The 14,328-nt window shown below is 55.9% G+C and carries 12 protein-coding genes; 7 read left to right on the forward strand and 5 right to left on the reverse strand.

What is annotated here, in order from left to right; all coding sequences use genetic code 11:
- Positions 1-37: 37 nt before the first annotated feature.
- From M7Q83_RS01190 to aceE, 5 genes are all read right to left on the reverse strand, one after another.
- Positions 38-652 carry a zf-HC2 domain-containing protein gene (locus tag M7Q83_RS01190; protein WP_298334516.1) on the reverse strand — a complete coding sequence of 205 codons (615 nt, stop codon included), beginning with the start codon at positions 650-652 and terminating at the stop codon, positions 38-40.
- Entirely contained in the window at positions 639-1,130 is a 492-nt protein-coding gene (locus tag M7Q83_RS01195; protein ID WP_298334518.1) for a sigma-70 family RNA polymerase sigma factor, read from the reverse strand. Before M7Q83_RS01195 ends, M7Q83_RS01190 begins: the two co-directional genes overlap by 14 nt.
- Positions 1,131-1,164: 34 nt before the next feature.
- Positions 1,165-2,835, reverse strand: a complete 1,671-nt coding sequence (locus M7Q83_RS01200; RefSeq protein WP_298334520.1) for a hypothetical protein — start codon at positions 2,833-2,835, stop codon at positions 1,165-1,167.
- Positions 2,836-3,176: 341 nt separating this feature from the next.
- Entirely contained in the window at positions 3,177-3,761 is a 585-nt protein-coding gene (locus M7Q83_RS01205; RefSeq protein ID WP_298334522.1) for an HhH-GPD-type base excision DNA repair protein, read from the reverse strand.
- 20 nt (positions 3,762-3,781) lie between these two features.
- Complete coding sequence (gene aceE, locus M7Q83_RS01210) at positions 3,782-6,523, reverse strand: pyruvate dehydrogenase (acetyl-transferring), homodimeric type (protein WP_366526345.1); 2,742 nt, start codon at positions 6,521-6,523, stop codon at positions 3,782-3,784.
- Positions 6,524-6,609: 86 nt separating this feature from the next.
- Between aceE and M7Q83_RS01215 the strand changes: the two genes are divergently transcribed.
- The 7 genes from M7Q83_RS01215 (at position 6,610) to M7Q83_RS01245 (ending at position 14,258) form a co-directional block, all read left to right on the forward strand.
- Complete coding sequence (locus M7Q83_RS01215) at positions 6,610-7,038, forward strand: ribonuclease H (RefSeq protein ID WP_298334525.1); 429 nt, start codon at positions 6,610-6,612, stop codon at positions 7,036-7,038.
- Between the two features lie 70 nt (positions 7,039-7,108).
- Positions 7,109-7,873 (forward strand): SDR family NAD(P)-dependent oxidoreductase, encoded by a 765-nt coding sequence (locus M7Q83_RS01220; RefSeq protein WP_298334527.1) that lies wholly within the window; start codon positions 7,109-7,111, stop codon positions 7,871-7,873.
- A gap of 143 nt (positions 7,874-8,016) precedes the next feature.
- The gene (locus M7Q83_RS01225; RefSeq protein WP_298334530.1) at positions 8,017-8,931 is read left to right on the forward strand and encodes an aldo/keto reductase; all 915 of its coding nucleotides are present in this window, start codon (positions 8,017-8,019) and stop codon (positions 8,929-8,931) included.
- An 87-nt stretch (positions 8,932-9,018) separates the two neighbouring features.
- Positions 9,019-10,404: a dihydrolipoyl dehydrogenase gene (gene lpdA, locus M7Q83_RS01230; RefSeq protein ID WP_298334532.1), complete on the forward strand. Its 1,386-nt coding sequence runs from the start codon at positions 9,019-9,021 to the stop codon at positions 10,402-10,404.
- Positions 10,397-11,503 (forward strand): dihydrolipoamide acetyltransferase family protein, encoded by a 1,107-nt coding sequence (locus tag M7Q83_RS01235; RefSeq protein ID WP_298334534.1) that lies wholly within the window; start codon positions 10,397-10,399, stop codon positions 11,501-11,503. Before lpdA ends, M7Q83_RS01235 begins: the two co-directional genes overlap by 8 nt.
- The gene (gene lipA, locus M7Q83_RS01240) at positions 11,503-13,137 is read left to right on the forward strand and encodes a lipoyl synthase (RefSeq protein WP_298334535.1); all 1,635 of its coding nucleotides are present in this window, start codon (positions 11,503-11,505) and stop codon (positions 13,135-13,137) included. The genes M7Q83_RS01235 and lipA overlap by 1 nt, the downstream gene beginning before the upstream one ends.
- Complete coding sequence (locus M7Q83_RS01245) at positions 13,134-14,258, forward strand: aminopeptidase P family protein (RefSeq protein WP_298334537.1); 1,125 nt, start codon at positions 13,134-13,136, stop codon at positions 14,256-14,258. The genes lipA and M7Q83_RS01245 overlap by 4 nt, the downstream gene beginning before the upstream one ends.
- Positions 14,259-14,328 lie beyond the last annotated feature (70 nt).

Genomic DNA, 14,328 nt, shown 5'->3' on the forward strand with positions numbered 1-14,328 from the left:
AGATTCTCCCAGTTCATTGGGCCGGGCCTTGTGAGGTCTATCGCTGCCACGAGTCGATCAGGTCGCCATGATCGCCGTAGACACCGATCCAATCGATAGCGTTTGGGGCATACGGAAGTGCAGCGTCGAGCGCAATCTTGGATCGGTTCGTGCCACGCCACGTGGTGGTAACTCGCCCCGAGTGGGTGGCAACAACCATTTGGATTTTACCCGTGGTGGGGAGGTTCGCAAAGGTTGCGTGCACCTGAGTCCCCCAGGGTTTGCGATACAGAGCAAGCGACCCATTGACCCCAGTTTGATTCGATGACATCGCGATGACGTCGGTCGGTTTGGCGGTAGTTGCTGGAGTGTGAGCAATGGACACTCCGACGAGGAGGCCAGCAGCGATACCGGCAATGAGAATGCCAGCTCGTGCGAGCCAAACGGTCGGTAGCTTCGTGACCTTGGTAGGTTGAGGCGGTGCTGGTGGCCCGGGACTGGTTTGCGGGTACTGGCTCTCAAGCGTAAGAACCAACATGGTAGTACGGTCAACCGCATCGCGACATTCGTCGCAGGTGATCAGGTGCTCCTCAAAGGCGCGCTGCTTGGTGGGGCCCAAGGCTCCAAGCGTGTACTCAACCAAGAGGTCGTGTGATGAACTATCGGGTGTCATGAACGTGATCCAATTTTGTGCGAAGGATTTTGACAGCGTAGTGGAGCCGCGATCGCAGGGTTCCCTCGGGAACACCAGTTTTTGCGGCTAGATGCACCAGTGGAGTGCCGTTCACCAGTACCTCTTGGACGACCTGCCGATGGTCGCTGGAGAGTGTGTCGATGGCCGACTCGATCACGAGGCGGTCGAGGACGCTATTGTTCTCCTCGTGGCTGTAGTCCAAGGTGCCAATATCGATTTGTGAAAGTCGACTTGATCGGCGCAAATGGTCAATAGCACGGTTGCGTGCAACGATCAACAACCAACCTTTTAACAGCTCTTTATCGATCAGAAGAGAGTCCTTGTGGTCAAGGGCGGCGAGGAATGTTGCTTGCACCAGATCGTCGCTGACCGAGGTATCCCCGACGATGGCGAACACTTGAGCACGAATGAGAGGGGAGAATGACTCGAAGAGATCTTGCAGTATCACTTCGAGCATCGTGCCCCCTCCCATCGTCATCAAAGTCCCAGCGCTAGAGCAGCGGGTTCGCTGCAGCAGTGAAGGTCATTCCCTTGCCAGCGCCTGATCCAGAGAATCCAGCGTCACCGAAGTTGAAGACTCCTCCGTCCTTAGCTACTAACCAATAACCAGCACCATCTGGTGTGCTGATTATTCCCAACACGGGCATATCTAAGGGATGCATGCCACTCAATCCGGTCAGTCCATCGCTATAGGTGTTGCCATAGTAACCAGCGTCACCGAAGTTGAAGACTCCTCCATCTGCTCCCACGAGCCAGTAGCCCTTCCCGTCCGGGGTCGAAGCGATGCCGACGATGGGGGCGTTCAGTCGAAGGTTGTTGACCCCACCGTAGTTTTTGGCGTTTCCGGCCGCGTAGACCGCGCCATTTGCGGTCACTTCCCAGTAACCAGTACCGCCGTTACCAGCCGCGTAGGCCATCCCGACGACCTTGCCAGTGACTTTGGGGGCTGTCGGTGCTGGTGCTGTGGTGGTGCCAAAGGCGGAGACGGAACCGTCACTTTGGGCCAATTGGTAACCGCTATAGCCGACGGTGGGAGCGCTGAGCTCGTCAAGTGTGGAGGTATTGGAGTCGTCAAAGTAAATTCCGAGATGTCCCGCATTCATTGAGGTGGTTGCAAGGCCAAAGAGCGCCCCGGCGGAACCTCCATCAAGTGTCCTGGTGGCCACGACTTCTCCCGTCGTGGTGACTTCGACAAGGTTATTGTTGCCGGCACCGTTGACGACGAACAGATCGTGATTCACAGGGTTGATGGCGATCCCCTGTGGAGAGTTGAGGGCCCCACCTTGGGCAATCATCACTGGAGTCACCGGCCCCGTAGCGGTCAACGCATTGGGCAGCGCGTAGATCGCATTGTTGTAGTCGTCGGTCACATAGAGCGTACCGTTGGTAGCGTCATAGACCATACCCTGGGGACCGGCCACGGTACTTGGGCTGAGCGAGGTACCTGCCATATCAGAGGTCGGTAGGTTCGTCGCCAAGGGAGCGTACGTCGCACTGATCGGCTGACCGTTCGCGGTGGCCCCTGGGTGGGGATTGAGTCGCCAGACCTGCCCCGTCGTTCCTTGTGCATTAGGAGTCGCTGCCCCTGCGTTGGACCAGAAGAAGGCCCCCGGAGCAAAGGCTGCTCCCCAAGCACCCTCGAAGAGGTTCTTCTGACCTTTATAGGAGCTCGTGGTGTTGGTGTAGTTGTCGAGCAGTGTACCCTCATTCGAGATCACTGCGTAGCCTGAACCTGACCCATTGGCAGCTGTTCCGTAGTAGGTGACCCAGACGATATCAGCCGATGGGTTGATAGCGATCCCGACAGGTCCCGTGATGTCGGCGTTCTGGTAGAACACCTTCGATGCACCAGTAGATGGATTGACCTCGACCAACGAGGTTCCCCCACCCATAGCCGATGAACTGTTAAAGTCGGTGACCAGCACATCACCAGCGGTAAGGTTGCCTAGTGTCTTTGGAATGACGGCGATCCCGTAAGGATTGGTGTCGCCGTTGGTTGCATTGGTCGATCCAACCTGGTGGATTGACATCTCCGGGAACAGGTGTGACGATGGCATCACCTGTGCAAAGGCGGTCTGCGGAAGAAGTACAAGGCTCATGGCCCCGGCTCCAATCCCCAGGGTGACAACTCTCATGGCTTTTCTGGAAGCACGTATCTTCATTGTGGTTTCCTTTCTTGTGAAACAACTATGAACAAGTACGCACCACTTTGGTGTTTCGTTCAATGCAAAGTGAAGTTTTCTTTGCATCGTGCGATGGCGAGGTTGGTAGAGTGCTCGGGGGTGCGTGTTGCATGCAGTGGATGGAGTGCTAGGAGATGTAGGAGTGGTTCAGCAAGGGGAATCGCCTCGTCACGTGAGGACTCGGATAGGCACCAATGGCACCCCCCTAGGTCTCAATATCAGTGTGTGCGCTGGTATTAATAGTCAGTGCGCCATCCTGTTACGGAAGCAGGAACAACCAATTGTCGGTATGTTGCACCGGTAGAAGTGGCAACAACAGACTATGCCTTGGCAGCAGCTTTCATACTGGCCTTAAAGTTCCGTATCTGTTCGAGCGCCTCGGGAGAGCTGGCATCGGCAACTGAACGGACCTCATTGGTTCGTCCAAAGGGATCTGAAGCCTGTTCCCAGCCGGCTGGAGCTGCTTTGAAGCGCTTGCCAAGCAGCGCCATGAAAATCTTCGCCTTGTCGGCTCCAAAGCCGTTCAACGCCTGCAATCGGGATAGAAGTTCCTCCCCTGATGGTGCCTCTTCCCAGATGGCGGTGGTCTCACTGTGGTAGTCCGTGACGATACGGTCAGCGAGAAGGTGGCATTTTGTTGCCATCGCCTTCGGAAAGCGATGTAAGGCGGGCTTCTCTGAAAAGAGTGCGATCAACTGTTCCTCATCGAGTGCCACAATGGTCGCCGGTTCGAGGGTCTTGCCATAGTGTTGCTGCAGTCTCGTATGTAAGAGATACGGGGCGCCGAAGGCTCGTTCCATGGGTATCTGCTGGTCCAGCAACATGCCAACCAGGAGCCCAAAGGGGTTCTCTTTGAGGTAGTTGTTCGCATCCGGATCAGGCGTGAGATAAATATCTCCGTTCATCGTGCGCTCGTACCTCTCAATCAGACGGTCGGATCGTGGTGGTCGTAGACAACACTGTAATGCGTCATTGCATCCGCGACCTCTTCTGGCTTGGCCTCACCCTGCTTGGATAGCGCTGAGAGCGTAGCAACGACGATCGATCCCTCATCGGTTTCGAAGAATCGGCGGAGGGCTTCGCGCGTGTCTGAACGGCCGAAGCCATCGGTTCCGAGGGAGACGAAGGGTTGGTGCACAAACGGCCGAATCTGATCAGGGACCAGTTTGACAAAGTCGGTAGTAGCCACGATCGGTCCTTCTGCACCGGCAAGAAGTTGGGAGACCCAGGGAGACTCCGTCTTTTCACCGGGATGGAGCCGTTCGAAGCGTTCTACGGCTTCGGCATCCTCTCGAAGGCGCTTGTATGAGGTGATCGAGTAGACATCGCAGACAACATTCCAGTGCTCCCGGAGTGCATCGGCAGCCGCACGCACCGAGGATTGCGCGGTGCCCGAGAATAACAAGGTGGCGTGGCGCGCACGGTCCCTTGGTGTCGCAGATGAGATGGGTGAGAGCTTCTCTGGGTTGTGGCCGGTGGCGAAGAGATATCCGCCGCGCACAATGGAGTCCATAAGCTCTTCGAGGTTTCTCTCCGCGTCTACGGGGGGCATCACGTAGTTTTCGTTGTAGGTGGTGAGATAGTAGATGACATCCCTACCATGTGGACCAAACATGTCAGCGATGCCGTGTTTTACAATCGCGGCGATCTCATACGCAAAGGCCGGATCGTACGCTTGAATATTTGGATAGACCGCTGCCAGTATCTGGGAGTGGCCATCGGTGTGCTGGAGCCCCTCGCCAATCAGCGTGGTCCTGCCTGCCGTTGCTCCGATGAGAAAGCCCTTCGCGCGAGCATCGGATGCCGCCCACAGGAGATCTCCTGAACGCTGGAAACCAAACATCGAATAGAAGAGGTAGACGGGAATCATGGGCACCCCAAGCGTTGCATAGGAGGTGCCAGCGGCGGTAAACATCGCGGTCGACCCATCTTCGGTGATACCCATCTCGAGGATCTGACCGTCTTGGGCTTCGGTGTAGGAGAGGAGCAGTCCCGCATCAACGGGTGTGTAGCGTTGGCCAATCGTAGAGTAGATTTTTGCCTCGCGGAACAGGGCCTCAAGGCCGAAGGTTCTCGCCTCATCAGGCACGATTGGAACTACGCGGGTCCCGACTTGGGGATCTTTCATGAGGTTACGGAGGAGTTTGGAGAAGACCATTGTGGTCGAAACCTGTTGTTTGGCAGACCCAAGGTAGAACTCCTTAAAGACATCATCGCTTGGTGCTGGCAATTCCGCACTTCTATTCATGCGGCGCGGCAACGAGCCTCCGAGTTGCTTGCGGCGTGAGCTCAGGTAGGCAGCCTCGATGGATCCCTCGGGCAATCGTATGTATGGAGGCTCTGGAGCTTCCAACATCTCATCGGTAATAATGTCGTTGAGATGGAGGCGGTCTCGAAACTGACGCAGCTGCTCATCCGTCATCTTTTTGATCTGGTGCGTCGAGTTGCGCGCCTCGATGTCAGGCCCTAATGTCCAGCCCTTGACGGTGTGAGCGAGGATCGCGGTTGGCGAACCGTGGTGATTGACAGCGGCATGATAGGCCGCATAGAGTTTACGGTAATCATGCCCCCCTCGTGGCAGCTGCTGGAGGTCCTCATCGCTTAAGTGGTCCACCAGGGCACGCAACCGTGGGTCTGGCCCGAAGAAATGTTCCCGAATGTAGGCGCCGGATTCCGTGGCAAGTTTTTGAAAGTCTCCGTCAGGGGTGGTGTTCATCTTGTTGAGGAGGACTCCATCAGTGTCTCTGGCCAACAGCTCATCCCACTTCGAACCCCAGACCACCTTGATCACATTCCATCCGGCTCCCCGGAAGGTGGCCTCGAGCTCCTGGATGATCTTGCCATTGCCACGCACAGGACCATCGAGGCGCTGCAGGTTACAGTTGACGACCCAAATCAGATTATCCAGATGCTCGCGTCCCGCTAGCGACAATGCCCCGCTGGTCTCTGGCTCGTCGAATTCACCATCGCCGACAAACCCCCATATCCGACTCTCGGTCGTACTGGCGAGATGTCGATCATTCATGTAGCGATTAAAGAGGGCATGGTAGATCGATTGGATCGGACCCAGTCCCATCGAAACAGTTGGGAACTCCCAAAACTCGGGCATAAGGCGAGGATGGGGATAGGAGGGGATTCCAAGGCCATCTACCTCCATGCGAAAATGGTCGAGTTGGTCTTCGCTAAGACGGCCCTCCAAGAAGGCCCGTGAGTAGATACCCGGTGAGCCGTGTCCTTGGAAGTAGACAAAATCACCTGGAGACCCGTTGTCCTTGCCACGGAAGAAATGATTGAAGCCCACTTCGTAGAGTGAAGCCGAACTCGCATAAGTCGATAGATGGCCACCGATGCCATCCGCGAGGTGATTAGCCCGTGTCACCATAGCCGCGGCGTTCCAGCGGATAAAGGCTCGAATCCGTCGTTCAACCTGTTCGTCTCCCGGAAACCAGGGTTCGTTTTCGGGCGCGATCGTGTTGATATAGGGGGTAGAGACCGTCGCAGGGAAGCCTACTTGTCTTTCCCTGGCGGCTTCTAGCAGCTTCATCAGGAGGAAAGTGGCGCGCTGCTTACCGCGTCCATCCACGAGCGAGCCGAATGACTCTACCCACTCTGCTGTCTCTTCTGGGTCTATGTCTGGAATCTGATGTGCAAAGCCGTCGATAATCACATCTACTATTCTTGCAGCTTTTGGCGAAGACTTCCACCTGGTACACTGACGTCCGGAAAAGAGCAACCTTAGGGAGAGTAATTCGCATGACGTTGTTGGTGTACACGGACGGTGCGTGCAAAGGCAATCCAGGTCCAGGGGGCTGGGCCTGGTTTGAACCGGCTTCGCTGGCCTACGATTCAGGTGGAGAGTCTCTGACCACCAATCAACGGATGGAGCTCGCGGCGGTCTTGCATGCACTTGAGTCCCACACCGGTGATCTTACGATCCGATCAGACTCCACGTACGTGGTCAATTGCTTCCGTCAGGCATGGTGGAAGAAGTGGGAAGCGAATGGCTTCAAAACCAGCAAGGGTGATGCGGTGGCCAATAGTGATCTCTGGCGACCGCTGCTCGTTGCGGCGTTGCACGCTGGTCGAAGCGTCACTTTTGAGTGGGTGAAAGGTCACAGCAGGGATCCGCACAACAACAGAGTGGACGCACTTGCCCAGGAAGCAGCGAATCGCTTCCGATAAGTCTGCTGTCCGCATTCCTGTCGAGTTGACTGATTTGAGGCAGCCGTTACGCCTCGACTAGGGTGGCGGTATGGATATTCGAGGAGAAGTCGCGGTCATAAGCGGCGGAGCATCAGGCTTGGGATTCGCAGCGGCAGCTGCGCTGGCTGAGGCCGGGGCACATGTGGTGTTGGCGGATCGCAATGAAGAGGCGGGACGAGAGGCGGCAGGGAAGATCGGCGATCTGGCAACGTTTGTGCCGACTGATGTCGTTGAGGAGACCTCGGTTGGCGAACTGATGGTAGAGGCCGCTAAAGTCGGCGTGGTTCGCATGGTGGTCAGCTGCGCGGGCATTGGGATCGCGGAACGCACAATTGATCGCAACGGCAACCCGCATGATTTTGCGAGCTTCGAGCGAGTGATCCGGGTGAACCTGATGGGAACCTTCAACATGCTGCGTTTTGGCGCGCAATATTTATCACGCAATGACCCTCGCGATGGCCAACGAGGCGTAATCGTCAATACCGCCTCTATCGCTGCCTATGATGGCCAGATTGGCCAACTCGCATACGCGGCTTCAAAAGGCGGTATCGTAGGACTGACGCTACCTGCAGCACGTGATCTTTCGAGTGTTGGCATCCGGGTTGCTACTATTGCCCCTGGCATCATGGATACGCCGCTCTTAGGCATGTTGCCTGAGGAGGTGCGATCAGCGTTGGGAGCTTCTATTCCTTTCCCGAAGCGACTTGGATTCCCGGCTGATTTTGCCAAGCTCGTTCTCGCCATCCTCGACAATGACTATCTCAATGGCGAGGTCATTCGTCTCGATGGCGCGCTCCGTATGCCACCTCGTTGATTGGCTGTCGGACAATGGGGACGCTGCCGGCGCGGGCAACTATGGAGAGTATCGGTCTACCTTCGGTCAGGAGATAGGTGTCTGAGTTCGTTTTGCGAAGCACGCCCGATCGGTGTTTTGGATGTGACACCTAGGCTGAAGAGGTGAGATATCGAGAGCTCAATGGCATTCAGTTCAGTGTGATCGGGCTGGGAACATGGCAATTCGGATCGCCTGAATGGGGTTATGGTCGTGAGTATTCGGAGCGGGTCGCTTACGAACTTGTTGAGGAGGCCCTGAGTCTGGGCATCAACTTATTTGATACCGCCGAACTGTACGGGTTCGGTCGCTCCGAGACCATCCTCGGCCAGGCGCTTGGCTCACATCGCCGGCAGGCATTGATCGCTTCGAAGTATGCCCCGATCCTTCCCCTGCCCGGTGTCGGAAGAAAGCATGCACGACGTTCAGCGGCTCGGTTGGGGGTGGAGGAGATCGATCTTTATCAACTCCATTTTCCTAATCCATTGTTTTCGCTACGCGCAGAAGTTGCAGAGTTCGAGCCAATGCTCCATGCGGGTGATATTCGGATGCTGGGGTTGTCCAACTACTCACTGGGAGCATGGCGGCGCACACAGGATTCAGTCAGCTTTCCGCTGTGGACGAATCAGGTCCATCTGTCACTTTTCGCGCGTAGACCAGTGCGCGAGATGGTCCCTTGGGCGATAGCAAATGATCGACTGATTATCGCGTACTCACCGCTTGAACAAGGTCTATTGTCTGGGCGATATGATATTGACAATAAGCCGACGAACCTTCGACGGTTGAAACGGGAGTTCGGTGACCGTACGCTGTTGGCGTTTAGGCCGGTACGAGAAGTGATGGAACGCGTCGCGCGAAGTTATGACGCGACAATCGCTCAGGTTGCGTTAGCCTGGGTGTTGTCTCACGAGTCTGTGGTAGCGATTCCTGGTGCGTCCTCCGTTGAACAGCTGAGGTCGAATGCTCAAGCCGCTGACTTGATTCTTTCGGAGGATGACTATCTTGACCTGGCTGAAGTTGCACAACGAATGTGGCCATGAGGAATCCAGGCAGTGCTCCTCCAATTTATTAACCAGGCGTAATTTCTACTAAAACTAGTAGGGGGGCGGTGCAAGGAAGGAACGGTGTTGAGCGAAGAGCAAGTTTTTGATGTGGTGATTCTGGGTGCAGGGCCAGCTGGTTATGCGGCAGCGCTTTACGGTGCGTCGGCAGGCCTCAAGATCGGTATCGTGGAGCGCGATCGAGTTGGTGGTACATGCCTGCAGCGTGGTTGCGTGCCTGCCAAGGAGTATCTAGAGACGGCTGCGGTCTACCGCTCTATTCGTGGATCGGCTGAGTTCGGGATTGCTGTTAGCGACCCGGTTGTGGATTTTGCCGTCTCGCAAAAACGCAAGCAAGCGGTAGTGGATAAGTTAACGGGTGGGTTGGCTGGTATCATGAAGAGCCGCGGGATCGTGACGTATGCGGGTGACGGTGCCTATGAAGGTGATGGGCGTATCTCGGTGTCGACAGGAGAGAGGCTCGTTGGCGACAAAGTCATCATCTCAACCGGGTCGCGTCCGCGTGTCATTCCTGGTTTTGAGGTCGATGGTCGTTACGTCCTGACCTCCGACGAAGTCTTGTTGTTGGAAGAACTACCTAAGTCGGTAGCCATCGTCGGTGGCGGGGTTATTGGTTGTGAGTTCGCCTCTTTGATGGCGGATCTTGGTAGCAAGGTTACGATCGTTGAGGCACTTCCACGGTTGCTGCCAGGTGTCGATCAGGATCTTGTCGACGTGATGATACGCTCGTTCAAGAAGCGTGGAATTGCGATTCGTACTGGTGTTGGAGTCACCGGGCACAGCCCTGATGGTAAAGAAACCACCCTGACGTTGGCAGATGGCAGCTCATTGGTGGTCAACCAAATTGTTGTTGCGGTTGGTAGGCGTCCCAATTCTGAGGGTATTTTTCAGGGTGGAGCCGCGGTTTCGGTGTCCGAGAGAGGCTTTGTAGAGGTCGACGAAAACTATGAAACCTCGGAACCAGGCGTCTATGCAATTGGCGATTTGATTGACACCGCTCAGCTTGCACATGTGGGCTTTGCAGAAGGGGTTGCGGTAATCAAGACAATACTTGGCGAGAGGTCTACTCCGGTTGATTATTCCAGAGTTCCCTGGTGTATCTATACCCATCCCGAGATCGCCTTCGCTGGGCTGACGGAGGAGCAGGCCAAAGAACGGGGGTATGACCCGATCGTGAAGAAGGATCCACTCGGTGGAAACTCGCGCGCGCGCATCATCGGCGAGGTGGATGGCTTCGTAAAAGTGGTTGCAGATCGAGCAACCCATCAAATTTTAGGTGTCCATATTGTTGGTCCTTGGGCAACAGAACTGCTTTCACCGGGCTACCTAGCGGTGAACTGGGAAGCAAGTGCCGAAGAGCTGGCGCATTTTATTCAACCACATCCGACCCTTTCGGAGGCGTTCGGAGAGACAGTTTTTGCACTTACCGGAAGGAGTTTGCACGTTGGCTGATGTAATTATGCCACAGTTGGGAGAGACCGTTACCGAGGGCACGATCACGAAGTGGTTGGTGCAGGTTGGTGATACCGTTGAGATCGACCAACCCCTCTTTGAGGTCTCTACGGACAAGGTGGATTCTGAGGTTCCAGCCACCGCATCAGGAGTGGTGAGTGAGCTTGTAGTGCCAGAAGGGGAAACCGTTGCTGTAGGTACTGTGGTTGCGAGGGTGGGCGATGCAGCCCCAGCCCCACAGCCGGCCCCAGCCCCACAGCCAGCCCCGGCCCCACAGCCAGCCCCCGCCCCACAGCCAGCCCCGGCCCCACAGCCATCTTCGGCGACTCCTGTTCGCAGGGAAGATTCGCCAGTGGCGTACTCCGGTCCGGATATTGAGCCGGGCTCACGGGATTATGTCGTTCCGTTTACCAATATTCGTCGTCGGACTGCTGAACACATGATTCATTCGAAGGCGGTCTCAGCGCATACGCTCATGTCGATCGAAGTTGACTTTGAACGTGTCGAGCGTGTCCGCCGAGCTGCTGGTGCGGACTTTAAGGCCGAGGAAGGCTTCAGCCTCACGTACCTTCCGTTTATTGCTCGAGCAGTAGTTGAGTCGGTTAGGGCCTACCCCAATGTCAATGCATCTGTGTTGGGCGAGTCGCTAGTGGTCCACCGAGATATTAACCTCTCTATCGCGGTCGATCTCAACTTGGAGGGGTTAATTGCCCCGGTAGTTCATGGCGCTGATGGGAAGCGATTGACCGGAATCGCTCGGGAGATTCATGATCTTGCTTCCCGTGCCCGTACCCGCCGCTTAGCTGCCGACGACATCGCTGGCGGTACCTTTACGATTACCAATCCGGGTCCGTTTGGTACCTTCATGACAGGCGCAATTATCAACCAACCGCAGGTCGTTATTCTGGCGACTGACGGCATCGCTCGCAAGCCGGTCGTGATTGTCGACGGTGAAGGTAATGAGTCGATTGGGATCCACTCGGTTGGCATGTTGACACTGAACTTCGATCATCGAGCAGTCGACGGAGCTTACGCGGCAGCGTTCCTTGCGAAACTCAAGCAGGTGATCGAGACATGGAATTGGGAGCAGGAGCTTTGATGGTAGAGAGCCGACCAGAATTAGGGGCTCGTTGGTTGGGACGCGTTGGTTACGAGGATGCGTTGGTATTCCAACAGAGACTCCGCGAGGGGACGAGCTCGCATCTCTTGCTGCTCGAACATCCCCATGTGTATACGATGGGCGTCCGGACGGATCCTGCCCATCTGTTGGTTGACCCTGCTTCGGTGAACGCAACTTCTTGTTGGACAGACCGTGGTGGTGACATCACGTATCACGGGCCAGGGCAGCTGGTAGGTTATCCCATCATCGACGTCCCGTTCGGTCCAGATTCCACCCCGCAGTATGTTCACACGCTTGAGGCATCGATCATTGCACTGCTTGCCTCGTACGGGATCGAGGCCTTTACACTCAAGGAGTTCCCGGGGGTGTGGGTTGGTCCGGCTGACGCTCCTCGCAAGATCGCTGCCATTGGGGTGAAGTTAAGTCGCGGACGATCAATGCACGGTTTTGCCTTGAACGTACATACTGATTTGTCTATGTTCGAACATATTGTTCCATGCGGTATCTCTGATAAGGCGGTCACCTCAATGGAGGCTGAAGGTGTCCATGCATCGTTGCGTGAAATAGCTCGCGCTTACGCGAAGGAGTTTGCTGCCCATTTTGCGTTCGATCAGCTTGACTATCAGGGTGTGGATGATGCCTCTCAAGTAGCCGTTGCACAAGAAGGAGCACGGACGCAGAGCGCGCTCGCCTCTCGGTTGAATAAGCGTTTGGCGAAGGCGGGCTTCTCCTTTGAGTCTGCTGTTCCCTATGTCTCACGAAAGCCGGAATGGGTGCGTAGTGAGGTAAACCTTGGTACGGAGTATCGGTCGTTGCAGCATCTTGTGCGGGATTTGAATCTTGTAACGGTCTGTGAAGAAGCGGGTTGCCCAAACATCTATGAGTGTTGGAAGGATGGTACGGCGACATTCATGATTAACGGTGAACGTTGCACGCGCGCCTGCGGCTTCTGTCTCGTAGATACCTCGAAGCCGCTACCACTCGATTCGACAGAGCCCAGTCGGGTAGCGCAAGCGGTCGCGGCCCTGAAGCTCTCCTTTGCGGTCGTTACTGCAGTGGCCCGTGATGATCTGCAAGATGGAGGTTCTGGTGCCTTTGCGGAGACGATTCATGCGATTCGCGAGCTCAATCCTGCCTGCTCGGTTGAGGTCCTCATCCCTGACTTTAAGGGCGACCATGCATCGCTGGAGACGGTGTTGGAGGCTAGGCCCGATGTTTTGAATCACAATTTAGAGACAGCATTGCGATTGCACCGTGCCGTCCGTCCCTCTGCGAACTATGTGCGTTCTTTGACAGTACTGGCACGCGCGAAGGAGTTTGGCTTGACGACAAAGTCGGGTCTCATCGTTGGAATGGGCGAGTCGATTCCAGAACTCAAGTCAGTGATGCGTGATATACGGTCGGTAGGTGTTGATATTTTGACGGTAGGACAGTACCTTCGGCCGACGCGAGATCACTTGCCGGTCTCTCGCTACTACCACCCTGAGGAGTTTGTCGAGTTGCGTGAGTATGCGATGAGTCTGGGCTTCCGTTATGTGGAGGCGTCGCCGCTAGCGAGGTCCTCCTATCACGCACGTCAAGGGTCCGATGCTGCTATTGAGGCGATGGCATGATTGAACCTTCTCAGTTTGAGGCCGCTTATCAGGGACGCCAGGAGCGGACCCGACAGCTACTTGCGGCGAACGAAGTCGATGCATTGCTGATCACATTGGGTAGGGAGTTACCCTGGCTTATCGGCTATCAAGCGATGCCACTAGAGCGAATTACCTGTCTCTACATGGATGCCAGCGGGTCGACTCGTTTGGTGATTCCAAAGTTGGAGGCGCCGAGAGTTCGGGCATTGCCTGGACTGGAACTCGTGCCATGGGTAGATGGCGAGGATCCCTTTGGGCTCCTTGGATCCATGATTCGTGATGCAAAGGTTGTCGCAGTGGATGATCGTTTTATCTCTGGATGGCTGCTGCCACTGATGGAGCGAGCTCCAAGGGCTAGCCTGCGATCAGCGACCTCATTGCTAAATCCGCTTCGGCGACAGAAAGATGCAATCGAGATCGAGTTGCTCGAGCTTGCGGCTCATGCAGCGGACCGGGTGACGGAGCGGCTGATTCGGGGCGAGATCAAGGTAGCGAATCGCCGAGAGAGCGAGGTGGCGAAGGACATCGGCGAGGCTCTGCTAGAAGAAGGTCACACCAGCGTCAACTTTACCATTGTCGGAAGTGGGCCAAATTCTGCTTCGCCACACCATGACCCTACCCACCGGGTTATCATGCCAGGAGATGCGTTAGTCCTAGACTTTGGCGGGACATACTCGATTGATGGCGAGCCTGGTTATTGTTCCGATACCACACGTACCTTTGCGGTCGGTGAAATTCCCGAAGGTTTCGGCGAACTCTACGACGTGCTGTACCATGCGCAAGCAGCGGCTCGTGAGAGTATCCGGGTGGGTATGTCCGGTCGGGAAGCCGATCTCGTCGCTCGTCATGTGATTGCAGATGGCGGCTATGGAGAGTATTTCGTTCATCGCCTCGGGCACGGAATTGGCCTCGATGAACATGAGGATCCCTACCTGTCGAGCGAAAACGTGTTGCCACTGGAAGCGGGCACCGCTTTCTCAATTGAACCAGGCATCTATCTTCCAGGTCGTTATGGTGCTCGGATCGAGGACATCGTCATCTTGGAGGAAAAGGGTGTCCGTCCGTTGAACGAGTCGCCTCGGGAATTGGCCGTGCTTTAGACAACTCTGCTCCGTTGTCTTTCTGGGGCCGCCGTGAGGCCCGGTACTCGGGTTGATGTGAGCAAGGGGC

It is taken from the genome of Ferrimicrobium sp. (assembly GCF_027364955.1).
GTDB lineage: Bacteria > Actinomycetota > Acidimicrobiia > Acidimicrobiales > Acidimicrobiaceae > Ferrimicrobium.

Bases quoted from the DNA above. Each gene is read 5' to 3' on its own strand.
- M7Q83_RS01190 (WP_298334516.1), bottom strand. From the start codon at position 652: ATGACACCCGATAGTTCATCACACGACCTCTTGGTTGAGTACACGCTT.
- M7Q83_RS01195 (WP_298334518.1), bottom strand. From the start codon at position 1,130: ATGCTCGAAGTGATACTGCAAGATCTCTTCGAGTCATTCTCCCCTCTC.
- M7Q83_RS01200 (WP_298334520.1), bottom strand. From the start codon at position 2,835: ATGAAGATACGTGCTTCCAGAAAAGCCATGAGAGTTGTCACCCTGGGG.
- M7Q83_RS01205 (WP_298334522.1), bottom strand. From the start codon at position 3,761: ATGAACGGAGATATTTATCTCACGCCTGATCCGGATGCGAACAACTAC.
- M7Q83_RS01215 (WP_298334525.1), top strand. From the start codon at position 6,610: ATGACGTTGTTGGTGTACACGGACGGTGCGTGCAAAGGCAATCCAGGT.
- M7Q83_RS01220 (WP_298334527.1), top strand. From the start codon at position 7,109: ATGGATATTCGAGGAGAAGTCGCGGTCATAAGCGGCGGAGCATCAGGC.
- lipA (WP_298334535.1), top strand. From the start codon at position 11,503: ATGGTAGAGAGCCGACCAGAATTAGGGGCTCGTTGGTTGGGACGCGTT.
- M7Q83_RS01245 (WP_298334537.1), top strand. From the start codon at position 13,134: ATGATTGAACCTTCTCAGTTTGAGGCCGCTTATCAGGGACGCCAGGAG.